Raw genomic sequence first — 22,924 nt, forward strand, 5'->3', positions numbered from 1 at the left:
GCCGGGTTGCGCGCTCGCCCGAAGGCCGTGAATGCCACATCGAGGGACCTAAAGGCTGTGAATGTGGCATTCACGGACTTCGGCGGGGCCGTAGGGCAGTCACTCGCCGGCGGCGGCGCGGGAGCGGACCGCGTGGGCGCGCCGGATGCCGAACGGCTGCATGCGGCCCTCCGCACGCCGGACGTCCCACACCGCGCCCATCCCGGTGTACGCCGTCAACGCGCCCCGGAACGCCGCTCGTGCCTCGTCCAGCCGGTCGGACTCGGCCAGCAGGATCGCCGCGTCCTCCGTCGCCTTCGCCTGCTTCAGCAGCCGGCCGGCCACCCGGTAGTGCCCGGCGGCGGTGAGCACCGGCTCGGGGTCGCCGGTCACCAGGCCGCGGCAGTGCGCGGCCGCCGCCGCGTGGGCCGGTGGGGCGTCGCCGTCGACGTCGAGCAGGCGCAGTGCCTGGTGGGCGCGCTGGGGTTCGCCGAGCCGCAGCGCGAGCCGGACCAGGTCCGGGAGCCACTGGTGGCGGGCCGCGGGCGGGTAGTTCTCCTCCAGCAGCGGCAGGAGCGCGGCCAGCGCCGCCTCCGGACGGCCCTCCTGCTCGGCCAGCAACGCGCGGGCCGCGAGCAGGAAGTCGCCGCCGTCGGGCTCGAGGCCCGGTGGCCACTGCCGTCGGTCGGCCGCGTCCAGGTGCGTGCGGGCCTGGTCCGGGTCGCCGCGGTGGCCGGCGATCAGCGCGCCGACGCCGTGCACCAGCAGCGTCGAGCCGGGGCTGCGCAGCACGTACGACGCCGTTTCCGCGCCGTCGCGGATCACCGCGTCCAGCTCTTCGAGCGCCTCGGGCCAGCGCCCCAGCCAGTAGTAGTGCACCGCGCCGGCCAGGTGCATCTCGCCCGGCACCGCGCGGGTCGCGGCGATCCGGCGGGCGGCGTCGAGCGGCTCCGCGGCCTCGTCGAGGCTGTCGAGCTTCGGCACCGAAAGCGCCGCGTCGTCCAGCGGGTGCAGCCCGGCGGGCGCCAAGGCCGTTTCCTCGCCGAGGCGCTCCAACGTGGCCAGCAGGGACTCGTGCCGCCCGCGCCACATCTCCGGGACGTCGGTGTCGTCGAGGGTCCGCTTCAGCTCGGCGGTCGCCTCGGCGAAGTCGCCGCGGCGGTAGTAGACGTAGGCCAGGATCCAGCGCATCTCGGCCGCGCGCCTGCTGTCGGACGTCCGCGCGACGACCGAGCGCGCCTCGGCTTCGGGCTCCCGGCCGAGCCAGAACAGCAGCCGGGCCAGGGTCGCGGTCAGCGTCTCGCGCGCGTCCGGCGCCAGCGTGCCCTGCGTGAGGGCGTGGCGCAGCAGGTCCACGGCGATCCGCGGGGTCTCGGTGGCGACCGTCCCGATGTGGTCGAGCAGCCACGTCGTCACCCACGGGTCCACCTGCGCGGGCGCGGCGGCGAGCTGTTCGGCGACCCGGACGGCGGGCGCCCCGGCCGCGGCGAACGCTTCGGCCAGCTGCCGGTGTAGTGCCACGCGCATCGCCGCCGGCGTCTTTTCGTAGAGGACCCGGCGCACCAGCGCGTGCCGGAACGCCAGCCGGTCGCCCGATTCGACGAGCACCCCGGACGCGATCGCCTCGTCGACCGCGCCGACCAGCGCCGTCGGCGGCCGTTCGGTGGCGACGGCGATGTCCGACAGCGAGAACTCGCGGCCCAGCATCGCGGCCCAGCGCAGGGTGTCGCGCGTGCCGCTGGAGAGGAAGCTCAGGTACAGCGTGATCCGCGACCCCAGCGGCGCCGGGATGCTGTGGCACGAGTTGCCGTCCAGGTGCGCGTGGACGCCGTCGAGCACGATCATCGACTGCCCGAGCAGCGTCTCGACGATTTCCCTGGTGTAGCGCGGGTTCCCGGCCGCGTAGGAGACCAGCAGCTGCAGGCCCGGCCCGGGCGGCGCCCCGACCAGCTCGGTGGCCAGCTCGCGGGTAGCGCTTTCCGGCAGCGGGGGCAGCACCAGGACGGTCGTGTCATCGTTGTCAAGCTCGGCCCGCAGCTCGTCGAGCGCGGCCGGTCGTGGCACCGGGCGGCAGGCGCCGACGAGCAGCAGCGGCAGCTGCCGCGTCTCCCGGCTCAGGTACCGCCAGACCCGCAGGGTGGCGTCGTCGGCCCAGTGCAGGTCGTCGACCACGAGCACCAGCGGCGCTTCCGTGCACAGCTCGCGGACCAGCGCGAGCAGGCCGTCGACGGGATCCTCGCCCGGCTGCTCGGCGAGCCGGGCGGCCAGGACCGCGCGGTGCCCGGCGGCGCCGGGGTGCACGCCCAGCGCGTCGAGCAACGGCCGCAGGGCGAACCGCTGGTCGAGCGCGTCCGCGGCGGCGAAGGCGGGGGTGAAATCCGCGGCCATGGTGAGCAGTTCGGCCAGCAGCGCCGTCCGGCCGCTGCCGGGCTCGCCTTCGAGCCACACCGACCGGCCGACGCCCGCGCCGAGCCCGTCGACGGCTTCGCGGAGCCGGGCCAGCTCGGCTTCCCGGCCGACGAAGAGGTCGGCGCGCTCGGGCATGGCCGCGACCGGGAGCCGTGCCGGGCGCGCGAGCGGCGCGGGCTTCGGTTCCGGTGCGGCCGCGGGCTTTTCCCGCAGCTGGTCGTACAGCCGCCGCAGCGCCGGGCCGGGCTCGGTGCCGGACGACTCGACCAGCCGGTCGCGGACGTCGGTGTAGACGGCGATCGCCTCGGTCCGCCGGTCGGCCCGGACCAGGGCCCGCATGAGCAGCCCGCGCAGCGTTTCGCGGAACGGGTGCTCGCGGGTCAGCGCGGTCAGCTCGGCGACGAGTTCGGCGTGCCCGCCCGACTCCAGGACGACTTCGGCGCGCCGCTCGACCGTCGCGAGCCGCACCTCGGTGAGCCGCGCGCGCTGGGCGGCGGCGAACGGGCCGGGCAGCCCGGACAGCGGGACGCCGTGCCAGAGCCCGAGCGCTTCCTCGAGATCCTCGCGCGCGCCGCGGAGATCCCCGGCCCCTTGCTTGCGCAGCGCCTGTTCGCGCAGGGCGTCGAACCGGTGGACGTCGATCGCGCCGGAGTCGAGGCGCAGGGAGTAGCCGGATCCGATCGACGCGAGCAGCTGCGGGCCTTCGCCCTTGGCGCGGCCGGGTTCGAGCGCCCGCCGCAGGCCGGAGACGTAGGTGTAGATGGAGCCCTGCGCGCTCTGCGGCGGCGCTTCGCCCCAGACGGCGTCGATCAGCTCCTCGCGCGAAACCGTGCGGTTCGGGTTCACCGCGAGCGCGGCGAGGACCGTCCGCCGGTGCGCGGAGCCGAGGTCGAGCTCCACTTCACCGGACCACGCCTTGACCGGGCCGAGCAGCTGGAGTCTCGGTGCGGAGCCGTCCGCAGCCGACATCGGTCTCCCTTCGTGCGCTGACGAAACGTCACACGCCGGATGCCTGACGTGAGCATACGCGGCCGTCGTGAACCGGCAGGCAAGGATGGCGGACATTCGGGCAACGGGCGGAGAGCGGGGTTCCGCCGGTGCCGCGGTGTTTGCCACCCTCGGAACGCCTCGAGAGGAGTTCCGCATGGCCACAGCCGCGCCGACGGACGAGATGCGGCGGGCGGCCGCCCGCTTCGCGCACACCATCGAAGCGGCCCGCTCCCGGCTCCGCGACGTCAACAGCGAGATGGCGACGGTCCAGGCGTCGTGGCGGGGCGAGTCCGCGGTGCGCTTCGGCCAGGCGATGAACGACTGGGAGCAGGAGTTCGACGTGATCCTCTCGCGACTGGCCCGGCTGCTCGAGACGACCGGCGGCGGCCCGGTGCCGCGGCAGCGCGTGCCGTGACGCGCCAGGAGCTCGAGTTCAGCTTCGCCGGCCTCGTGCTCGACCGGATGGGGTCGATCACGGGCGAGCTCGGCGAGCTGCTCGCCGAGCTGGAGGCCGGGGTGGAGCCGGGGCTGGCCGGCTGGACCGGTGCGGCGCGGGAGGAGTACGCGCGGGCGAAGCGCGACTGGGCGCGGGCGGCCGGGCGGCTGCCGGACTGCCTGGAGCGGGCCCGGGCGGCGTTCGAGGAGCTGGAGACGTCTTCACGCGCGTGAAGACGGAATAGGGAAGGCGTGAAGGCGCGCCCGCCACACTGCGTCCATGAAGCCCGTGGAAGTGACCGTCCTCGCCTCGGACCCGATCACGCACGCCGGCGCCGAGAGCCTGCTGGAGTCGCATCCGGACATCCGCGTGACCGACCTGGTGCCGGACGTCCTGCTGGTGATGGAGGAGCACGTCACCGAGACCGTGCTGGGCGAGATCCGCGCGGCCAAGGCGTCCCACGTGGTGCTGGTCGTCGAGCACTTCCGCGAGAGCGACCTGATGGCCGTGCTGGAGTGCGGGGTCGTGGCGATCCTGCCCCGGCGCGAGACGGGCGGCGCCGAGCTGGTGACGGCGGTGCTCGCGGCGGGCGACGGCACGGCCAACCTGCCGCCGCGGCTGCAGGGGGCGCTGCTTTCGCAGGTCCAGCGGATGCGCAAGGACGTCCTGGAGCCGAACGGGCTCACGCTGTCCGGGCTCGCCGCGCGGGAGTGCGACGTCCTGCGCCTGGTCGCCGAGGGGTTCGGGACGGAGGAGATCGCGGCGAAGCTGTGCTACTCCGAGCGGACCGTGAAGAACGTCCTCTACGGCCTGATGACCCGCTGCGGCCTGAACAACCGCGCCCACGCCGTCGCCTACGCGTTGCGAGCAGGCGCCATCTGAGCTGTCGGCTAGGGTCGCGATCATGGTGCTGACGGCAGTGGAGATCGCGGCCTCCGTCCGGGCCGGGACCCTGGACCCGGTGAGGGTGACCCAGGAGGCGCTCGACCGGATCGCCGCGGCGGACGGCGTCGTCGGTGCCTTCCGGCGGGTGCGCGCCGAGGAGGCGCTGAAGGAAGCCGCGGAGGTCGCCGCGCGGCCCGACCTCGCGTCGCTGCCGCTGGCCGGGGTGCCCGTCGCGGTCAAGGACGTCACGGACATCGAGGGTGAGTCCGTTTCGCACGGTTCGCTGGCGGGCTCGACTGCGCGGGCGGCGTCGGATGGCGTGATCGCGACGCGGCTGCGGGCCGCGGGCGCGGTGCTCGTCGGGCTGACGCGCGTGCCGGAGCTGTGCATCTGGCCGATGAGCGATACCCCGGACGGCATCGCCCGCAACCCTTGGGACCCGACGTACGCCTCGGGCGGCTCGTCCGGCGGCAGCGCGGCGGCGGTGGCGGCGGGCCTGGTCCCGCTGGCCCACGGCACCGACGGCATGGGCTCGGTCCGGCTGCCGGCGGCGATGTGCGGCCTGGTCGGCCTGAAGCCGAGCGCGGAGCTGCTGGCCGAGGACGGCTGGTTCGGCATGTCGGTGCACGGCCCGCTGGCCACGACGGTCGCCGACACGGCGGTGCTGCTGTCGGTGCTGGCCGCGGATCCTTCGCTGGCTTCCATCCCGACGCTCGATCCGGTCCGGATCGGCATGTCCACGACGGTGCCCCTGCTGCACACGCCGGTGCCGAAGGAGCTGGTGGCGGCGGTCTCGACCGCGGCGGGTCACCTGGCGGCGGCGGGTCACACGCTGACGTCGTCGGCCCCGCGCTACCCGGCGACGATGGTCCTGGGCATGACGGCCCGCTGGCTGGCCGGCCCCGCCGTCCAGGCCCGCGATTTCGACTTCTCACGGCTGCAGCGGCGGACTCGCGCGCACGTCCGCGCGGGACGGCTGATCGAGCGCGCGGGCCTGATCCGCGAGCGGACGCGGCAGAACTGGCTCTCGCGGGCGGCGGAGTACTTCGAGGAGCACGACGTCCTGCTGACGCCGACGCTGTCGCACTGGCCGGTGAAGGCGGGCCGCTGGCACGAGAAGCGGTGGCTGACGAACGTGTTCCCGTCGACGCGCCTGGCCGGGTTCACGGGCCAGTGGAACTTCGCGGGCTACCCGGCGATCACGGTCCCGGTGGGCCGGTCGGTGGTCTCCGGCCTGCCGACGTCGGTCCAGCTGGTGACGCGCCCCGGCGGCGAGTCCCTCCTACTGGGCCTGGCCGCCCAGCTCGAAGCGGCCAACCCCTGGCCCCGCACCGCCCGCAAGTAAAAGCCGTGAAGGCCTCCTTACCGGCTTTTTTGCCCGGTAAGGAGGCCTTCACGGCTTTTGATCAGGAGCCGGGCTTGCTCGCGGTCGGGGAGAGCGGCTTGGCGCCGTTTCCGTTGCCGTTCGCGGGCTTCGTGGCCGGGCCGTTCGAGTTGGCCGGGGCGTTGCCCGGCTTCGGCGCGGGCGCCGGCTTGGGGGCCGGGGCCGCCTTCGCCGCGGGCTTCACCGGGATCGGCGGCTGCACCACCGGGACCACCGGCGCGGCGGGCGTCGTGGCCGATTCCGTGTCGCCGCCCACCAGCTTGGACGCCTGGGGGATCACCGCTTCCTCCGGCAGCGTCGCCAGCTGCGTCTCGCTGCGGTTGAGGATGTCCTCCGCCATCGCCAGGCTCTTGCGCGCCTGCTCGCGGATCTCCGCCAGCCGCTCGACCTTGCGGTTCGCCACCGTCGTGCGCTGGGCCGCCTGAGTGGTCGCCTCGTCGAGGCGGCGCTTGGCTTCCGCCGTGGCCTCGTCGAGCCGCCGCTTGGCTTCCGCCGTCGCCTCCGCGATCCGGCGCTCGGCCTGGTTCTTGCTCGCCGTGCGCTGGTCGGCGATGTGCTTTTCCAGCGCCGTCCTCTGCGCGGTCTGCGACGCCTCGAACTCGCGCTCGATCTTCCGCCGCTTCCGCTCCGCCTCGTTGTCGAGCAGTTCCCGTCGCTGGGCCGCCTCGACGGTCAGCCGCTGCACCTCGGCGCGCGTCTCCGCCAGCGCGTTCTCGTGCTCGGAGTGCAGCAGGTCGGCCTGCTTGTCCAGCTCCGCGACCAGCTTCGTGTACCGCTCACGCAGCTTCGTCGACGCCTCGGTCGAGCTCGCCCACGTCTTCTCCGCGGCGGCCTCGGCGCGCTTGACGATCTCGTCCGCGCGGGCCTGCGCGAGCGTGACCGTCCGCTGCATCCGCTCGTCGAGGTCCTCGAGGCGCTCCGGCGGTTTCTTGAGCTCCTCGACGCGCGCTTCCAGCGAAGCGACCTGCTGCCGGACGGACTCCGCCTCGCGGGTCGCGGCCGCGGCCTGCGCCACGGCGGCGTCGCGCTCGCTGAGCACCCGGCGCAGCTGTGCCTCGACGTGATCGAGGTACTGCCGGACTTCGTTGCGGTCGAAGCCGTGCCAAGCCTGGGTGTACTCACGACGGAGGGGGAGGAGGCCGTTGAGGGCGGTTGCGGCGGGGTCGCGCTCAGGAACCATGCGCCCGACCGTACCTGGGCACGGACCGCTTACGCCCTTCGGCTTAACAAATCACCAACACGTGTCGCCACCCGGGCGGCGCGTCGCCGGAACGGCCGCACCCCGGAAACACTGCGTCACCAGTGAAAGCCCCGGGACAGCCGGGCGAGCGCCATCGCCGCGCGGGAAAGGTGTTTCTCGCCACGGCCGATCTTGAGCTCGCCCGAACCACCGGCCGCGGCCGAGTCCGGGAAGATGCGGAAACCCTGGTACGCGATGGCGTCGGTGAGGCCCGGCGTGAGCGTGTAGGCCAGCCCGATCGCCTGCCCGGCGGGCGTGCCGATGTGCTTGGGCCGCTCGACCAGCGCCTTCAGCACCATGTCCGCCGCCTGTTCCGGCGACTTCGTCGGGAACGCGTCGTAGATCTTCGTCGGGCGGATCATCGGCGTGCGCACCAGCGGCATGTGGATGGTGGTGAACGTGATCCCGTCGCCGTGGGTCTCGGTCGCCGCGATCCGCGAGAAGTAGTCCAGCGCCGCCTTCGACGCCGCGTACGCCGAGAAGCGCGGCGCGATGCCCTGCACGCCGATCGACGACACGTTCACGATGTGCCCGAACTTCCGCTCCGACATGTGCGGCAGCACCGCGAGGATCAGCCGCACCGCGCCGAAGTAGTTGATCGCCATCGCGCGCTCGTAGTCGTGCATCCGGTCGTAGGACAGCTTGATCGACCGGCGGATCGACCGGCCTGCGTTGTTGACCAGCATGTCGATCCGGCCGTGCTCGGTCAGCATCGCGTCGACGGCCTTGCGCACCGAGTCCTCGTCGGTCAGGTCGGCCGGGTACACCGACGCGGTGCCGCCGGCGGCGACGATCTCGTCGCGCACCTCTTCGAGTTCGTGCTGGCGCCGGGCGACGAGCAGCGGCACGCCACCCGCGGCGGCCACCTTCAACGCCGTCGCGCGCCCGATGCCCGAGGACGCGCCGGTGATGATCACGCGACGGCCGTCCAGCTCGCCGCGCGGGCCGTGCTTGCGCGCGCGGAACGGGTCGAGGTGCTCGCGCCAGTAGCGCCACAGCGTCGGCGCGTACTCCTCCAGCCGCGGCACCTCGACGGTGCCGGCCAGCGCCTTGCGCGTCTCGGCCGAGGAGAACACCGACGGGAACGCCATGGTCTCCAGCAGCACCGGCGGGATGCCGAACCGCTCCATGACGGCGTCGCGGGCGATGGTGACGCCGGGGATGTGCTCGGTCAGCTTGACCAGCCCGACGATCCGCTTGGAAATCCCTTCGCCCAGCTGCACCGAGATCGTCGGCGCGCCCGCGGCCCGCGCGAAGGCGTTGTAGACCGACACGACCGGCTGCGGCTCGGGGTTGACCAGGTGGAAGGCGTGGCCGTCGAGCCCCGGCTTGACCACGAGTTCGAGCAGCGCCTTGGCGACGTAGTCGACCGGGACGATGTTGGTGTCGCCGAGGTCGGGGCCGACGATCGGCAGCACGTCCGGCAGCCCGGCGAGCCGGTTGATCGCGGGGAAGAGGTAGTAGGGGCCGTCGACCTTGTCCATTTCGCCGGTCTCGGAGTGCCCGACGACGACCGCGGGCCGGTACACCCGCCACGGCACCTCGGTCTGCTCGCGGACGATCTTCTCGGCCTCGAACTTCGTCCGGTGGTACGGCGTGACCAGCCGCTGCCCGGCGTCGAACATCTCCTCGGTGAAAATGCCTTCGTGGTCGCCCGCGACGGCCACCGAAGATACGTGGTGCAGGCAGCCCGCGCGCAGGTCCGCGGCGAGGTCGACGACGGCCCGCGTACCGTCCACATTGGCCTTGATGCTGGCTTCGTCGTCGGCGGTGAGGTCGTAGAGGGCGGCGAGGTGGACGACGTGGTCGACGTGCCCGCGCAGCTCGTCGCGGTCGGTCTCGGACACCCCGAGCAGCGGCTCGCCGAGGTCCCCGGTCACCAGCGTGACGCGGTCGGAGTGCGGCCACTGGTCGACGAGCGCGGCCAGCTTCGCCCGCGACGACGCGCGGACCAGCAGCGCGACGCGGTCCTCGTCGGGACGGGAGAGCAGCAGCCGGGTGAACTGGCGCCCGATCAGTCCGGTCGCACCGGTCACCAAGAACGTCGCCATCGTCTTCACACCTCTCGCTCCACGCCCTGACCCTGGGCATTGTGCTGCATCGGGAGGTTCGTGACCACCGTGGCGGGACGTGAAGTTACTCACGGGTAACTTATTCGGGCTCCGCGATGACGATGCGGTTCTCCTCGTAGCCGTCCGAACCGCCGACCCAGCGGCCGCCGCAGGTCGCCAGCACCACCCGGTGCGGCCCGGACTGGCCGAACAGGTCGTCCGCCTGCGCGGGCAGGTCGTCCTTGTGCACGGTGAGCAGCTGGGAGATCCGGTAGCGCCAGGTCTTCCCACCCCGGTCCACGACGGTCACCGCCCCGCCGATCCGGGCGGTCCACAGCTCGGCGAACGGCCCGGTGGCGCCCCGCCAGTTGACGTGCCCGGCGAAGACGCTGGCCCCGCCCGCGGCGTCGAGTTCCGCGCCCCACCAGGTCGCTTGGCCGAGGTCGGCGGGGATCGGGAGTTCGCCGTTCGGGCCGAGGTCCTCGCGCACGAGGGTGGCGGTGCCGCCCGCGGGCAGCCGGACGGTGCCGGGCGGTTGCGGGGATGGCGTCGACGGCTGGGCGGCGGGAGCGGCCGGCGCGGTGCTGGTCGGCGGTGGTGGTGTGGCGGAGGTGGGTGGCTGGGTGGCCGGAGCGGCCTTCGGAGCGGCGGCTCCCGCGGCGGGCAGTGCTGTGCCGGCCACGACGGCCGTGGGCGGGGAGGCGACCACGGAGGAGCCCAGTTGTACGGCGAGCACGGTGGCGGCCCCGAGCGCGAACCCGGCGAGCAACCGGCCACGGCGGGGTTTCGGCGCGCGTGAGTTCCGGCGGTCGCCGGACCACGGGTCGCCACCGCCCGCCCAGCCGCTGCCCGGGTGCTGCTCGTCGTCGACCGCGGCCCAGCCGGTGCCGCGGTGCCACTCCTCGATGAACCAGTCCTCGCCCCGCCAGCCTCCACCGGCGTCCTTCGCCACCCCGCTACCTCCGCGAAGCACGCCGCGCGGCGAAGCCGACCAGACCGGCACCCACCAGCGCCAGCAACCCGACACCGGCCACGCCCAGCACCGAATAACTCGTCTCGACCGCGCCCCGCATCTGCGCGATCGGCGCGTCACCCGCCGGGATCGCGCGCGGGACCTCGTTCGGCTTGTTCGTCACGGTCAGCGCGAGCGTCTCGCCCGGCTTCACCGTGCCGCACGCCGACGGCGGGTTCCGCGGGTCGTACGCGTTCGTGTAGCCCGGCGGCGGACTCGCCTCCACGACGCAGATCTCCTGCGGCGCGCGGAGGTTCCCGACCGACACCCCGCCGGTCGCGCCGTCCGTGGTGACCACCGCGGGCTTGCCGTCGGCGCCGAGGAGCGGCTTCCCGTCCGCGCCGAGCGCCGCCGACGTCTTGTCCGCCCCGGTGATCCGCAGGGCCGCGCCGCCGACGCCCTTGCCCGTGTTCGCGTCGGTCTTCGTCACCTGCGCCGTGCCGGGCTTCGCGACCGTGGCGACGCCCTGCGCGGTCAGCTCCTGCTCGCCGCCGGTGGAAACCACTCGCTGCGCCGCGGTGTCGACCGGCACCCGGACGTAGGGCCGGGCGGCCGGCGCGGACAGCGAGGCCACCAGCTTCGGCCGGGCACCCGCCGGGGTCAGCTTCACCTTCACGGTGCCGTCGGCGCCGGTCTTCAGCGTGACGTTCTTCGCGGCCGCCTGCGGGCTCGCGTTGCCCGCGCTCTCGCCGGCCGGGTCGCCCAGGGTGCCGTCGGTCGCCGTCAGCTTCACCGCGACGTCCGGAACCCCCTTGCCCTGGGCGTTCTTCACGGTGGTGGTCCACTCGGCCGCTTCGCCGACGTGCTGGTCGCCCTTCGGCGCGGTCACCGAGGCGGTCCACGGCCCCCGGTTGGCCTCGGCGTCCTTCTTCAGCCGCTCGACGGCGGCGGCCGACTCCTTGCTCATCGCCTTCAGGTATCCGTCAGCGTCGTAGGCGATCTTGTCCGCGGGCAGGCTCGGGTCACGGTCGGCCGGGGTGCGCGACGGCGCGGTCCACGAATGCAGCAAGTGCGCGAGCGCGGTCGCCTCGTCGGCGTTCTTGGTGCCGCCGTAGCGCAGCAGCAGGTACGAGATGTTCGCCGCCTGGTCCGCGGGCAGCTTCGTGCCCCACTTCGTGAGCAGCTCGTCGCCGGGCTTGTACTGCTCGTCGGTGTCGGGCGCGCGGAGCCGGAAGCTCACGCAGAACACCTGCTGCCCGCCGACGACGTACGACCCCAGCCAGACCGGCTTCGGGGCCGGGTCCGCGCCGACCCGGTGGCCGATGCCCTCCTGGCTCGCGGCCGACGCGGCGGGCGCGCCGGCGGTCACGGAGAGCGCGCCGAGCAGCGCCGCGGTGACGAGGGCGGTGAGCGCGCGGAGGCTCGCGCGCGGGCGTGTCGACCACCTCATGGTGTGCAGGCTCCTCTTCAGGCGCACGATGACGACCTGCGGTGTCTCCGCAGGTCACACGATTGATCAACTCCCCGACGCGCGTTCGGTGAAGGACCGGGCACGCCAAGTGAGCGTCGCGCCGGACGGGTCCGGCTGTCTACCGCCCTTCGAGTGGCCGTCGCCGAACGGTCGTGATCTCCATCGCTTACGGTGTCTGCCGTGGCCACGGGCCCGCGGTCGAGTAAAGTCGTCTTTACTCGACGGGAACCGCACGTCCCCGGCGGTCGTTGAACCCGATGCAGCGTCGATCCACAAAGCAGCAGATCCAGGAGGATCAGGTGCGTTCCAGTAGCAACCCGGCGTTCCGCAACCTGCCCCACGGCGGAACCCAGACTTACGGGCAGTACGGGCCCCCGGTGGGCTTCAACCAACCCCAGGGCGGCGTGCCCGGCTACGGCCCCGGCCAGGCCGCCTCCGGCGAAGGCGACCGCCCCATGACGGTGGACGACGTCGTCGTCAAGACCGGCATGAGCCTCGGCGTCGCGCTGCTCGTCGGGATCGTCACCGCGATCTGGGCCCAGACCTCGCTGGCCGAGACGGGCCGGCTCTCCGGCGCCCTCATCGGCGCGATGATCGGCGGCCTGATCGTCGGGCTCGTCATCTCGCTGGTGATTATTTTCCGGCAGAAGCCGAGCGGCCCGCTGACGCTCGTCTACTCCGCCGCCGAAGGCCTGTTCCTCGGTGCGCTGAGCGGCGTGTTCGAGGTGATCTACCCGGGCATCGCGCTGCAGGCGATCATCGGCACCGCGGGTGTCTTCATCGGCATGCTGGTGGTCTACAAGACCGGCGCGGTCAAGGTGACGCCGAAGCTGACCAAGTGGATCGTCGGCGCCGTCGTGGGTGTCGCGATCCTGATGCTGTTCAACCTGATCAGCTCGCTGTTCTTCGGCTTCAACCCGCTGCGCGACGGCGGCCCGATCGCGATCATCTTCAGCCTCGTCTGCATCGGCATCGCGGCGTTCAGCTTCCTGCTCGACTTCGACCAGGCCGACCGGATGATCCGCGAGGGCATGCCGTCGAAGTGGGCCTGGTACACCGCGTTCGGCCTGATGACCACGCTGGTCTGGCTGTACCTGGAGATCCTGCGGCTGCTGTCGTACCTCCGCGAGTAACTTGGCTCACAGTCTCACAGTGAAGGCGCTCCGTAATCAACGGGGCGCCTTTTCTGTGGGTAATTCATGCTTTCGGGGACCCCGCTGCGGATCGTGCTCACCCTGCGTGTTTGATGTGCCGGTCAGTTCTTCATTTCACATGTGTGAGGTTCACAGTGAGCGTTCCCCCTCCGGCCCCCGGGGGCCAGCAGCCGGTGGGTCAGCCCGATCCCTACGGTCCGCCTCCCGGCGGCCACCCGCAGCAGTACGGCCAGCCCGGCACGCCGCCGCAGGGCCAGCCCGGCCAGTACGGCCCGCCGCCCGGGCAGTTCCCGCCCGGCCAGTTCCCGCCGGGCCAGCAGGGCTTCCCGCCCGCGCCGCCGGTGCCGAAGAAGTCGAAGGCCGGCACCTTCATCAAGTTCGGCGTCCTCGGCGTCATCGTGATCGTCGCCGTCGTCGTGGGGATCGTGTCGTTCGCCAACTCGCCGGCCAGCTCCAACGCCGGTGACTGCCTCACGATCACCGAGTTCACCCGGGGCGGGGACGACCCGGCGAAGGCGGACTGCAACGACCCGAAGGCCAACGTCAAGATCGCCGCCAAGCTCGACAGCGCGTCCGACAACTGCCCGGGCGGCTCCGACGCCGGCTACGACACCTACTCGGTCAGCGGCCGCAGCTCGTACAAGCTGTGCCTGATGATCAACGCGAAGCAGGGCGACTGCCTCGCGAACTTCACGTCCACGACCAAGGGTTACGTGAAGGTCACCTGCACCGACCCGACCAAGGACGGCGAACTGGTGAAGGTCGTCTCGGGCCAGGCGGACAAGAACCTCTGCGAGGGCACGGAGGCCACGCGCGTGGCCGTCTACCCGGAGCCCGCGACGACGATGTGCGTCAAGACGAACGAATAGCTCCGGCTCACCGCGGCTCGTCCCACACTGTGCGACGAGCTGCGGTGAATCGATCACCGGATCTAACTTCACCGGGTGGCGACGACCGAATCCCCAGCCGGTGAAAAGAAGTTCCTCGATTTCCCGACCTCCTGCGCGGCGCCCGTGCCGCGGCCCGAGGAGCCTGTCCGCGTGGTCCCGCTGGCCGTCGCCGGCGTGCTCGCGGCCGGCCTGACCGCCTACGTCTGGGCGAGCTACGGCGCCAAGTTCGGCGTCCTGCTGCTGCTCGGTCTCGGCCTCGGGCTCGCGCTGTTCCACTCGCGGTTCGGGTTCACGTCGGCCTGGCGCCAGCTCATCGCCGTCGGCAACGGCCAGGGCCTGCGGGCGCACACCCTCCTGCTCGGCACCGCCGCGACGCTCATCGCGCTGATCGCGGGCACCGGCAGCGGGCTCTTCGGCAGCAAGCCGGCGCCGACGGCGGGCGCGCTCGGCCTCGCCCTCTTCGTCGGCGCGACGCTCTTCGCGATCGGCATGCAGCTCGGCGGCGCGTGCGCGTCCGGCACGCTGTTCGCGGTCGGGTCCGGCCAGTCGGCGATCGTGCTGACCCTCGGCGGCTTCATCGCCGGGTCGGTGCTCTACACCTGGGCGTACCCGGTGCTGTCGGGCTGGCCCGAGGTCAAGGGCGTGCTGCTGGCCGACCACGTCGGCTGGTTCGGCTCGTGGGCGATCACGATCGCCGTGCTCGTCGCGATCGTCTTCGCGACCCGTGCGGTGCAGCGCCGCCGCACGCCGCCGCCCACCGACGCCGTGCCGACCGCGCGGGGCTTCGCCCGGGTGTTCCGCGGCTCGTGGCCGATGCTCGTCGGCGCCGTCGTGCTGGGCGTGCTGGCCGGCGCGGTGTTCCTGGTGTCCGGCGGGATCTGGGGCATCACGAGCGCGTTCTCGTTGTGGGGCGCGAAGATCCTGCAGGTGTTCGGGCTGCACCCGGAGACGTGGGAGTTCTGGCGGCAGAAGTCCAACGCGACGTCGCTGGCCAACCCGATCTGGAAGGACAAGACCAGCCTGACCGACATCGGGATCATGATCGGCGCCGCGGTGGCCGCCGCGGCAGCGGGCGCGTGGAAGATCCACAGCTCGATCCCGTGGCGCACCGCCGTCGCCGCGCTCCTCGGCGGCGTGCTGATGGGCGTCGGCGCGCGCATGGCGGGCGGCTGCAACATCGGCGCGTACCTCGGCGGCATCTCCACCGGCAGCCTGCACGGCTGGCTGTGGGGCGTGTTCGCGCTCGGCGGCACCTGGCTCGGCCTCAAGCTGCGCCCGCTGTTCGGGCTGGCGAACCCGGTGCCGACCGACAGCGTCTGCTGAACACGGCGAAGGCCCCCTGCTCGCGAGCAGGGGGCCTTCGCCGTCAGATCAGGAAAGACGCTCGATGATCAGCGCCATGCCCTGGCCGCCGCCGACGCACATCGTCTCGAGGCCGAACTGCTTGTCGTGGTGCTGCAGCGAGTTGATCAGCGTCGAGGTGATCCGGGCGCCGGTCATGCCGAACGGGTGGCCGACCGCGATCGCGCCGCCGTTGACGTTCAGCCGGTCCAGGTCGATGCCCAGGTCCTGGTAGGACGGGATGACCTGCGCCGCGAAGGCCTCGTTGATCTCGACCAGGTCGATGTCGCCGATCGACAGCCCCGCGCGCGAGAGCGCCTGCTTGGACGCCTCGACCGGGCCGTAGCCCATGATCTCCGGCGACAGGCCGGTCACACCGGTGGACACGATCCGCGCCAGCGGCGTCAGGCCCAGCTCGCGCGCCTTGGTGTCGGACATGATGACCAGCGCCGCGGCCCCGTCGTTGAGCGCGCAGCAGTTGCCGGCGGTGACCCGGCCGTCCGGGCGGAAGACCGGCTTGAGCCCGGCGACGCCATCGAGGGTGACGCCGGCGCGCGGGCCGTCGTCCTTCGAGACGACCGTGCCGTCCGGCAGCGTCACCGGCGTGATGTCCTTGGCCCAGAAGCCGTCCGCGATGGCCTTCTCGGCCAGGTTCTGCGAGCGGACGCCGAACTCGTCCATCTCCTCGCGGGAAACGCCCTTGAGCCGCGCGAGGTTCTCCGCGGTCTGGCCCATCGCGATGTAGACGTCCGGGAGGTTCCCCTCGGCACGCGGGTCGGTCCAGGTGTCGGTGCCGGACTCCGCGGTCGCCTGGGTGCGCCCTTCGGCGTCGGCGAAGAGCGGGTTGTGGGTGTCGGGCCAGGAGTCCGAGCTGCCCTTCGAGAACCGGGACACGGTCTCGACACCGGCCGAGATGAAGACGTCGCCCTCGCCGGCCTTGATCGCGTGGAAGGCCATCCGGGTCGTCTGCAAGCTGGAGGAGCAGTACCGGGTGATGGTGCAGCCGGGCAGGTGGTCGTAGCCCAGCTCGACGGCGACCGCGCGGCCCATGTTGAATCCGGACTCGCCACCGGGCAGGCCGCAGCCGAGCATCAGGTCGTCGATGTCGGCGGGGTCCAGCTGCGGCACCTTGGCCAGCGCGGCCTGGACCATCTGCACGGTCAGGTCGTCGGGCCGCATGCTGACCAGCGAGCCCTTGTTGGCGCGCCCGATGGGCGAGCGCGCGGCGGAGACGATGACGGCTTCGGGCATGACGGACACATCCTCGTATCGACGGTCACTAAGCGGTTGCTCACATAGTGCCGCGCGGAGCGCGGCGCGCAAAGTCGAAGCCGGTGTGAGCTTGCCGGGGGCTACCGGATCCGGAACCGGTCGCGGTACTCGCCCGGTGTCGTGGTCAGCCGGCGGCGGAACGACCGGGTCAGCGTGGACACCGTGCCGAAACCGCAGGTCGTGGCGACGCGGGAGAGCGTGTCGTCCGTGGTTTCCAGCCGTTGCCGGGCCGCTTCGACCCGGGCGTGCTCGACGTACGCGGCGGGCGTCATGCCCAGCTCCGCCTTGAACACGCGCGTGACCTGCCGGTCGGTGAGGTGGGCGCGGGCGGCCAGGTCGGCGACCGTCAGCGGCTCGGCGAGGTGGGTGGCGATGTGGTGGCGCAGCTCCTCGACCCGCCGCGTCGCGGACGCCGGTTCGAGGGACACGCTGAACTGGCTCTGCCCGCCGGGCCGGCGGAGGAACATGACGAGCTGACGGGCGACGCGCGACGCCGGCTCCGGGCCGAAGTCGTCCTCCACCAGCGCCAGCGCGAGGTCGGGGCAGGCGGTCAGGCCGGCCCCGGTCCACACTTCGCCGTCGCGGATGAAGATCGGGTCGGCGTCGACCGCGACCCCCGGGTGTTCCTCGGCGAGCTGCGGGGCGGTGGACCAGTGCGTGGTGGCGCGCTTGCCTTCGAGCAGCCCGGCCGCCGCGAGCACGTGCGCCCCGACGCAGACGGAGGCCACCCGCCGCGCGCGCCCGGCCAGCCCGCGGACGGCCTCGACCACGGCGGGATCGCACTCGGCGACGATCTGCCGGTTCTCCCCGACGGTGACCGCTCCCGGCACGACCAGTGTGTCGATCGCCCGGCCGGCCAGCTCCCCGAAAGTGGTGTCCGGCAGTACGCGCACGCCGGCGGACGTGGTCACCGGGTCCGCCGCCCCGGCCGCGAGGACGACGCGGTAGCCGGACGGGCGGTCCAGTTCCCGTTGCAGCAGCGAGAAAACCTCGGCCGGGCCGGTCACGTCGAGCAGGTCGACCCCGGCGAAGAGGACCACGACGATCAGCCGTTCCACGGTGCTCCGCTCCATGTCGGTTTCTGCGTCTCGCATGTCATTGCCGACACGCTCCGCCGACTTTAGCGTCGGTGGTACCGACAAAGTGGAAGGACAACCATGCCGAGGACGACGCTGCGGGAGCTGAACGGGCTCGACCGGACCCCCGCCGCACTGGCCGGGTCGACGCTGATCCTGGTCGACTACCAGAACACCTACACCCGGGGAGTGATGGAGCTGGACGGGTGGCGGCCCGCGCTGACCGCCGCCAAGGACCTGCTCGCCCGCGCCAGGGCGGCCGGCGCGAAGGTGATCCACGTCGTCCACGACGGTGGCGCGGGCAGCGCGTACGACATCCGGGCGGACATCGGCGGCATCCACCCGGACGTCGCCCCGGCCGAGGGTGAGCCGGTGGTCGTCAAGGCCGCGCCGAACGCCTTCGTGGGCACCGATCTGGGTGAGCGGGTCGACGCCGCCGGGAACGAGAACGTGGTCGTCGTCGGCTTCATGACCAACATGTGCGTCACGTTCACCGCCGAGGGCGCGTTCCTGCGCGGCAACACCCCGACGGTGGTGGCGGAGGCGTGCGCGACCCGGCCGCTGGCGACCGCGGTGGCGGCGGTGACGGCCGAGCAGCTGCACCACAGCGCGCTGGCGACGATCGCCGACCTGTACGGCGTGATCGTGCCGAGCGTGGCCGATCTGCGGTAGCCGGGCCGGGGTCGCCCGAATCCGGTGTGCGACCGCCCGGTGACTGGCAGGATCGGGCCCCGTGTCGAACGAACTCGAGCGCGTGCTGCGGACCAGGACGATCCTGCTGTGGGGCGCCGGGCTCCTGGTGCTCGCCGCGCTGTCGGCCACCTTGCTGCTCAGCCTGCTGGGCGGCGGCCGTCCGGAGGACTCCGCGCGCCTGGAAGCGCTCAAGACCGCCGCCAACATCGTCGTCGGGACCGGGGGCGCCGCCGCGCTGCTGCTCGCCGCGCGGCGGCAGCGGTCCGCCGAGCTCGACCTGGTGCAGAAGGACCACGACGCCACCGAGCGGCGGGTCACCGAGATCTACGCCAAGGCCGCCGACCAGCTCGGCAGCGACAAGGCGCCGGTGCGGCTCGCCGGGCTCTACGCGCTCGAACGGCTCGCCGGCGGGTACGCCGAGCACCGGCAGACGATCGTCAACGTCCTCTGCGCCTACCTGCGGATGCCGTTCGAGCCCGGCGACGAAACCCTCGAGGAGCTGCAGGTCCGCAAGGCCGCGCAGCGCATCCTCATGCTGCACCTGCGGCCCGGCAAGCCCGAGACGCCGAACGACGGCTTCTGGCCCGACATCGACCTCGACTTCTCCGGGGCGAAGCTCGTCGGGCTGACGCTCACGCACTGCTCGATCCGGTCGATCGTCTGCTACGGCACGACGTTCTTCGAACTGGCCACGTTCCGCAGCACCGAATTCCGTACCAAAGCGGACTTCAACAATGCCGAGTTCAACGACCACGCGGATTTCCGCAGAACCGTTTTCGGCGGCGAGGGCGACTCCTTCAACGGTGCAGTTTTCGCAGGTCCGGCCGATTTCGGCACCAAGTCGGCCGCGCGGCTCACGGGCGCGACCGCGCAACGGGGATTTCCCCGGACCTGGCCGCCGGGCTGGGAAGAACGGCCGATCGCCGACCGGCCGGGCTGGGCGGAATTGACACGAAAGGATGTTCCGGGGCAACCGGCCGGCCGATAGGATCGTGTACTCAGTGAAGTCGCCGTTCCACGACACGGGAGGTGAACTGGCGATGATTACGGGTCGGGCCGCCTTCTGGGCGTCCCTGGTTTTGCGGACGGGCTGCCGCGTGCCGATCGGCGCCGGGCGGATCCTCCGGGACGGGATGACGGCTCAGCGTGCGGCGGCCCTCGGGCCGGAACCGGTGTGGACGAGCGGCTTGGTGGCCGCCTGAGGAGTCCTCGCCGGGCGGTCCGACCTCGCTGCAGCTGCCTGGCATCACCGACGCGCACCCGGAGGCCCCCGGGACCCCGATCGCGCGTGAGGTGGACAACGCCACCGGTCGGCCGTTTAGGGTGGCGGTTGTGGAGTACGCAGAGCACATCGCAGACCTCGTGGGCAACACCCCGCTGGTCAAGCTGAACTCGTTGACCAAGGGGCTCAAGCCGCTCGTGCTGGCCAAGGTCGAGTACCTGAACCCGGGTGGCTCGGTCAAGGACCGCATCGCGCTGCGCATGATCGAAGCCGCCGAAGCCTCCGGCGAACTGCGCCCGGGCGGCACGATCGTGGAACCGACGTCCGGGAACACCGGCGTCGGCCTCGCCATGGTCGCGCAGCGCAAGGGCTACCAGTGCGTGTTCGTCTGCCCGGACAAGGTCAGCGAAGACAAGCGCAACGTGCTCAAGGCGTACGGCGCCCGCGTCGTGGTGTGCCCGACGGCGGTCGCGCCCGAGCACCCCGACTCCTACTACAACGTCTCCGACCGCCTGGTCCGCGAGATCGACGGCGCCTGGAAGCCCAACCAGTACGCCAACGCGCAGAACCCGGAGAGCCACTACCTCTCCACCGGCCCCGAGCTGTGGAAGCAGACCGACGGGAAGATCACGCACTTCGTCGCGGGCGTCGGCACCGGCGGCACCATCTCCGGCACCGGCAAGTACCTCAAGGAGGTCAGCGACGGCCGCGTGCAGGTGGTCGGCGCCGACCCGGAGGGCTCGGTCTACTCCGGCGGCAGCGGCCGGCCGTACCTGGTCGAGGGCGTCGGCGAGGACTTCTGGCCGGACACCTACGACCGCAACATCGCCGACGAGATCATCCCGGTCTCCGACGCCGATTCGTTCCAGATCACCCGGCGCCTCGCGCTGGAAGAGGGCCTGCTCGTCGGCGGCTCCTGCGGGATGGCCGTCGCGGCCGCGCTCAAGCTCGCCGAGCGGCTCACCGAGGACGACGTCGTCGTCGTGCTGCTGCCCGACGGCGGCCGCGGCTACCTGACCAAGGTGTTCAACGACACCTGGATGTCCTCCTACGGCTTCCTGCCGCCCGACTCCTCCGGCGCGACGGTCGCCGACGTGCTCACCAAGAAGAGCGGCTCGCTGCCGAACCTCGTGCACTCGCACCCGAACGAGACGGTCGCCGAGGCCATCGCGATCCTGGCCGAGTTCGGCGTCAGCCAGATGCCGGTGGTCAGCGCGGAGCCGCCGGTGATGGCCGCCGAGGTCGTCGGCGCGGTCAACGAGCGCGACCTGCTCGACGCGCTGTTCACCGGCAAGGCGCAGCTGGCCGACCGGCTCGACCGGCACATGTCACCGCCGTTGCCGACGATCGGCGGCGGCGAGCAGGTGGGCTCCGCGATGACCGCGCTCGAGAGCGCCGACGGTGCCCTCGTGCTGATCGACGGCAAGCCCGCGGGCGTGGTCACCCGGCACGACCTCCTGGGCTTCCTGGCCGGGCGTTGAACACTGCCTGAGAAGTGTCTTAATCGGTGAACCCGGCAGGGGCGTTACGAGCGCCCTGCCGGGTGATCCGATAGCGTGGGCGCGAGTAGAACACTTTCGCGTCATCGTCAAGGGGGTTCAAGACCCACATGAGTGCACCGCAGCCACCGAACCAGCCGTGGGGTGGCGGCCAGCCACCTCAGGGTCCGCCGAGTGGCCCCCAGCCGCAGCAGGACCCGTTCGGCAGCCCGGAACCGACCCAGGTCGTCCAGCCCGCCCAGCACCAGGGCGGTTCCCCGTTCGGGGAGACGCCGGAGCCGACCCAGGTCGTCCAGCCTGCCCAGCCGGGTGACGGCGGCGCGGGCGCGACCCAGGCGATGCCACCGGTCGACGCGAACGCGACCCAGATGGTGAACCCGGTCGGCGGCGGCGACGCCCCGGGCGCGGACTCCACCCAGCTGGTCCCGCCGGGCTCCCAGCCGCAGGGGATCCCGTACACCCCGCCGCCGAGCGCGGCCGACAACCCGGCCGCCGCGTTCGGCCAGCAGCCGGGCGGGTTCGGCCAGCACGAGCAGCAGGGTGGCTTCGGCCAGCCCGGTCAGCCGGGCGGGTTCGGGCAGCAGCCGGGTGGCTTCGGCCAGCCGGGCCAGCCCCCGCAGGGCTTCGGCGCCCCCGGGTTCGGCGGCCCGCAGCAGCCCGGCTTCGGCGGGCAGCCGCAGCCGTTCGGGGCCGCTCCGGCCGGCGGCGGCAACGCGCTGTTCGGCTACATCGCCGGCGGCGTCGTCGCGGTGCTGGGCCTGATCGCGCTGATCATCTCCTTCGGCTACATGGGCGACGCGAGCGACTACTCGAAGCTCTTCGACAGCGCGCCGAGCCAGGAAGCGATCAAGGACGTCCTCGACCGGCTGGGCATCATCGGCCCGGGCACGGTGTGGTTCTACGTGATCATGATCCTGGTGGGCTCGCTGCTCTCCCTGGCCGGCGGCGTCGGCCTGGCGCTCGCGGGCAAACTGGGCGGCCTCAAGAAGATCGTTCCGATCGTGGTCGTCGCGGGCGGTGCGCTGCTCACGCTGTTCGCGCTGCTGCTCAAGATCGGCATGACGCCGAAGGCCGAGGCGCTGGCGCAGGTTTCGGCGTCCGCCAAGGACACCTTCGGCCTCGGGCTCCCGCCGCTGATCCTCGGCGTGCTCATCCTCATCGCGGGTGTGCTCGGCCTCATCCCGGGGACCGCGCAGTTCGTCGGCCTCGGCGGTGGCGGCGGTGCCGCGCCGGCCGGGCCGCAGGGCTTCGGCGGTCCGCCGCAAGGCTTCGGCGGCCCGCAGCAGCAGGGCGGCTTCGGCCAGCCGGGCCAGCCCGGTCCGCCGCCGCAGGGCTACGGCCAGCCGCCGCAGGGTTACGGCCCGCCCCCGGGCTACGGCCAGCCGGGCGGCCCCAACCCGTCCAGCGGCGGGTTCCCGCAGCCGTCGAGCGGGGGCTTCCCGCAGCCGGGCCAGCCGCCGCAGCAGGGTGGCTACGGCCAGCCGGGCCAGCCGCCGCACGGCTACCCGCAGCAGCCGGGCCAGCCGCCGCAGGGCTACGGCCAGCCGCCGGGCCAGCAGGGCCCGCCGAGCGGCGGGTTCGGCCAGCCCGGCCAGCCGCCGCAGCAGTGGTGAACTGATCTCCCTTTCGTGCCCCGGAGCCCATTCGGCTCCGGGGCACGCTGCATTGACGGCCCCATTCGCAATTGTCCGAAAAGGACAAAGGTCGCGTGACATGATTTCCGCCGCTACCGCACAATAATGATCTTGGGTTCCGCCGTCCGGCCGAATTCGGTTCCGATTCCGGACTGCTTCCCCCATTCCGGTCTAAGGTGAGCGCCGACGTACTTGGGCTTGCCTGATGGGGGACTTGTGACCGGCTATCCGGTAGCGCGCTCGCATTCGTATTCATCGACTCGGCCATCCGGAGTAACGGCGGTACTCGCCGGCCTGCTCGGTATTCCGGCCGCGGTCGCCGCGGGATACGTACCGGTCAAGATCT

At 72.3% G+C, this 22,924-nt stretch carries 19 protein-coding genes; 12 read left to right on the plus strand and 7 right to left on the minus strand.

Features of this window, described 5'->3' with window-relative positions; all coding sequences use genetic code 11:
* Nucleotides 1-99: 99 nt before the first annotated feature.
* The gene (locus H4696_RS40315; protein ID WP_086856773.1) at nt 100-3,357 is read right to left on the minus strand and encodes an ATP-binding protein; all 3,258 of its coding nucleotides are present in this window, start codon (nt 3,355-3,357) and stop codon (nt 100-102) included.
* Between the two features lie 175 nt (nt 3,358-3,532).
* Here H4696_RS40315 and H4696_RS40320 point away from each other — a divergent pair, with 175 nt between their 5' ends.
* Genes H4696_RS40320 through H4696_RS40335 form a run of 4 tightly spaced genes read left to right on the plus strand, consistent with a single transcriptional unit; the run spans nt 3,533 to nt 6,044 of the window.
* Nucleotides 3,533-3,793 (plus strand): WXG100 family type VII secretion target, encoded by a 261-nt coding sequence (locus tag H4696_RS40320; RefSeq protein WP_086856772.1) that lies wholly within the window; start codon nt 3,533-3,535, stop codon nt 3,791-3,793.
* On the plus strand, nt 3,790-4,047 hold the full coding sequence (locus H4696_RS40325; RefSeq protein WP_086856771.1) for a hypothetical protein: 258 nt from the start codon (nt 3,790-3,792) through the stop codon (nt 4,045-4,047). The genes H4696_RS40320 and H4696_RS40325 overlap by 4 nt, the downstream gene beginning before the upstream one ends.
* 46 nt (nt 4,048-4,093) lie before the next feature.
* Entirely contained in the window at nt 4,094-4,696 is a 603-nt protein-coding gene (locus tag H4696_RS40330) for a helix-turn-helix transcriptional regulator (RefSeq protein ID WP_086856770.1), read from the plus strand.
* 22 nt (nt 4,697-4,718) lie between these two features.
* Nucleotides 4,719-6,044, plus strand: a complete 1,326-nt coding sequence (locus H4696_RS40335) for an amidase (RefSeq protein ID WP_086856769.1) — start codon at nt 4,719-4,721, stop codon at nt 6,042-6,044.
* A 61-nt stretch (nt 6,045-6,105) separates the two neighbouring features.
* On the opposite strand, the gene H4696_RS40340 is transcribed toward H4696_RS40335, so the two are convergent.
* From H4696_RS40340 to H4696_RS40355, 4 genes are all read right to left on the minus strand, one after another.
* The gene (locus tag H4696_RS40340) at nt 6,106-7,263 is read right to left on the minus strand and encodes a coiled-coil domain-containing protein (protein WP_086856768.1); all 1,158 of its coding nucleotides are present in this window, start codon (nt 7,261-7,263) and stop codon (nt 6,106-6,108) included.
* A gap of 116 nt (nt 7,264-7,379) precedes the next feature.
* Nucleotides 7,380-9,374, minus strand: a complete 1,995-nt coding sequence (locus H4696_RS40345) for an SDR family oxidoreductase (protein ID WP_086856786.1) — start codon at nt 9,372-9,374, stop codon at nt 7,380-7,382.
* A gap of 100 nt (nt 9,375-9,474) precedes the next feature.
* Complete coding sequence (locus tag H4696_RS40350; protein WP_225957932.1) at nt 9,475-10,143, minus strand: class F sortase; 669 nt, start codon at nt 10,141-10,143, stop codon at nt 9,475-9,477.
* A 187-nt stretch (nt 10,144-10,330) separates the two neighbouring features.
* The gene (locus tag H4696_RS40355) at nt 10,331-11,776 is read right to left on the minus strand and encodes an MSCRAMM family protein (RefSeq protein WP_086856766.1); all 1,446 of its coding nucleotides are present in this window, start codon (nt 11,774-11,776) and stop codon (nt 10,331-10,333) included.
* A gap of 320 nt (nt 11,777-12,096) precedes the next feature.
* Between H4696_RS40355 and H4696_RS40360 the strand changes: the two genes are divergently transcribed.
* The 3 genes from H4696_RS40360 (at nt 12,097) to H4696_RS40370 (ending at nt 15,164) form a co-directional block, all read left to right on the plus strand.
* A complete protein-coding gene (locus H4696_RS40360; RefSeq protein WP_086856765.1) occupies nt 12,097-12,930 on the plus strand; it encodes a Bax inhibitor-1/YccA family protein in 834 nt (277 codons plus the stop codon).
* A gap of 194 nt (nt 12,931-13,124) precedes the next feature.
* Nucleotides 13,125-13,820 (plus strand): LppU/SCO3897 family protein, encoded by a 696-nt coding sequence (locus tag H4696_RS40365; RefSeq protein ID WP_086856764.1) that lies wholly within the window; start codon nt 13,125-13,127, stop codon nt 13,818-13,820.
* Nucleotides 13,821-13,895: 75 nt separating this feature from the next.
* Entirely contained in the window at nt 13,896-15,164 is a 1,269-nt protein-coding gene (locus H4696_RS40370; protein WP_086856763.1) for a YeeE/YedE family protein, read from the plus strand.
* A gap of 48 nt (nt 15,165-15,212) precedes the next feature.
* Here the strand turns inward: H4696_RS40370 and H4696_RS40375 are convergent, their stop codons facing one another.
* Both H4696_RS40375 and H4696_RS40380 read right to left on the minus strand, forming a co-directional pair.
* Nucleotides 15,213-16,433 carry an acetyl-CoA C-acetyltransferase gene (locus H4696_RS40375; protein ID WP_086856762.1) on the minus strand — a complete coding sequence of 407 codons (1,221 nt, stop codon included), beginning with the start codon at nt 16,431-16,433 and terminating at the stop codon, nt 15,213-15,215.
* 101 nt (nt 16,434-16,534) lie between these two features.
* Nucleotides 16,535-17,527, minus strand: coding sequence for a GlxA family transcriptional regulator (locus H4696_RS40380; protein WP_086856761.1), 993 nt, complete (start codon nt 17,525-17,527; stop codon nt 16,535-16,537).
* Between the two features lie 84 nt (nt 17,528-17,611).
* Here H4696_RS40380 and H4696_RS40385 point away from each other — a divergent pair, with 84 nt between their 5' ends.
* From H4696_RS40385 to H4696_RS40405, 5 genes are all read left to right on the plus strand, one after another.
* Nucleotides 17,612-18,202 (plus strand): isochorismatase family protein, encoded by a 591-nt coding sequence (locus H4696_RS40385; protein ID WP_086856760.1) that lies wholly within the window; start codon nt 17,612-17,614, stop codon nt 18,200-18,202.
* A gap of 61 nt (nt 18,203-18,263) precedes the next feature.
* Nucleotides 18,264-19,211 (plus strand): pentapeptide repeat-containing protein, encoded by a 948-nt coding sequence (locus H4696_RS40390; protein ID WP_192782798.1) that lies wholly within the window; start codon nt 18,264-18,266, stop codon nt 19,209-19,211.
* 52 nt (nt 19,212-19,263) lie between these two features.
* Nucleotides 19,264-19,425, plus strand: a complete 162-nt coding sequence (locus tag H4696_RS40395) for a hypothetical protein (protein WP_192782799.1) — start codon at nt 19,264-19,266, stop codon at nt 19,423-19,425.
* A gap of 130 nt (nt 19,426-19,555) precedes the next feature.
* Complete coding sequence (locus H4696_RS40400) at nt 19,556-20,926, plus strand: cystathionine beta-synthase (protein ID WP_086862882.1); 1,371 nt, start codon at nt 19,556-19,558, stop codon at nt 20,924-20,926.
* 128 nt (nt 20,927-21,054) lie between these two features.
* A complete protein-coding gene (locus tag H4696_RS40405; protein WP_086862881.1) occupies nt 21,055-22,557 on the plus strand; it encodes a hypothetical protein in 1,503 nt (500 codons plus the stop codon).
* The last annotated feature ends 367 nt before the right edge of the window (nt 22,558-22,924 follow it).

This window comes from Amycolatopsis lexingtonensis (assembly GCF_014873755.1).
GTDB lineage: Bacteria > Actinomycetota > Actinomycetes > Mycobacteriales > Pseudonocardiaceae > Amycolatopsis > Amycolatopsis lexingtonensis.

What these genes read in the sequence shown, in the direction of transcription:
- H4696_RS40385 (WP_086856760.1), top strand. Translation starts at nt 17,612, where the DNA reads ATGCCGAGGACGACGCTGCGGGAGCTGAACGGGCTCGACCGGACCCCC.
- H4696_RS40395 (WP_192782799.1), top strand. Translation starts at nt 19,264, where the DNA reads ATGATTACGGGTCGGGCCGCCTTCTGGGCGTCCCTGGTTTTGCGGACG.
- H4696_RS40335 (WP_086856769.1), top strand. Translation starts at nt 4,719, where the DNA reads ATGGTGCTGACGGCAGTGGAGATCGCGGCCTCCGTCCGGGCCGGGACC.
- H4696_RS40355 (WP_086856766.1), bottom strand. Translation starts at nt 11,776, where the DNA reads ATGAGGTGGTCGACACGCCCGCGCGCGAGCCTCCGCGCGCTCACCGCC.
- H4696_RS40380 (WP_086856761.1), bottom strand. Translation starts at nt 17,527, where the DNA reads ATGGAGCGGAGCACCGTGGAACGGCTGATCGTCGTGGTCCTCTTCGCC.
- H4696_RS40345 (WP_086856786.1), bottom strand. Translation starts at nt 9,374, where the DNA reads ATGGCGACGTTCTTGGTGACCGGTGCGACCGGACTGATCGGGCGCCAG.
- H4696_RS40340 (WP_086856768.1), bottom strand. Translation starts at nt 7,263, where the DNA reads ATGGTTCCTGAGCGCGACCCCGCCGCAACCGCCCTCAACGGCCTCCTC.
- H4696_RS40330 (WP_086856770.1), top strand. Translation starts at nt 4,094, where the DNA reads ATGAAGCCCGTGGAAGTGACCGTCCTCGCCTCGGACCCGATCACGCAC.
- H4696_RS40405 (WP_086862881.1), top strand. Translation starts at nt 21,055, where the DNA reads ATGAGTGCACCGCAGCCACCGAACCAGCCGTGGGGTGGCGGCCAGCCA.
- H4696_RS40375 (WP_086856762.1), bottom strand. Translation starts at nt 16,433, where the DNA reads ATGCCCGAAGCCGTCATCGTCTCCGCCGCGCGCTCGCCCATCGGGCGC.
- H4696_RS40315 (WP_086856773.1), bottom strand. Translation starts at nt 3,357, where the DNA reads ATGTCGGCTGCGGACGGCTCCGCACCGAGACTCCAGCTGCTCGGCCCG.
- H4696_RS40320 (WP_086856772.1), top strand. Translation starts at nt 3,533, where the DNA reads ATGGCCACAGCCGCGCCGACGGACGAGATGCGGCGGGCGGCCGCCCGC.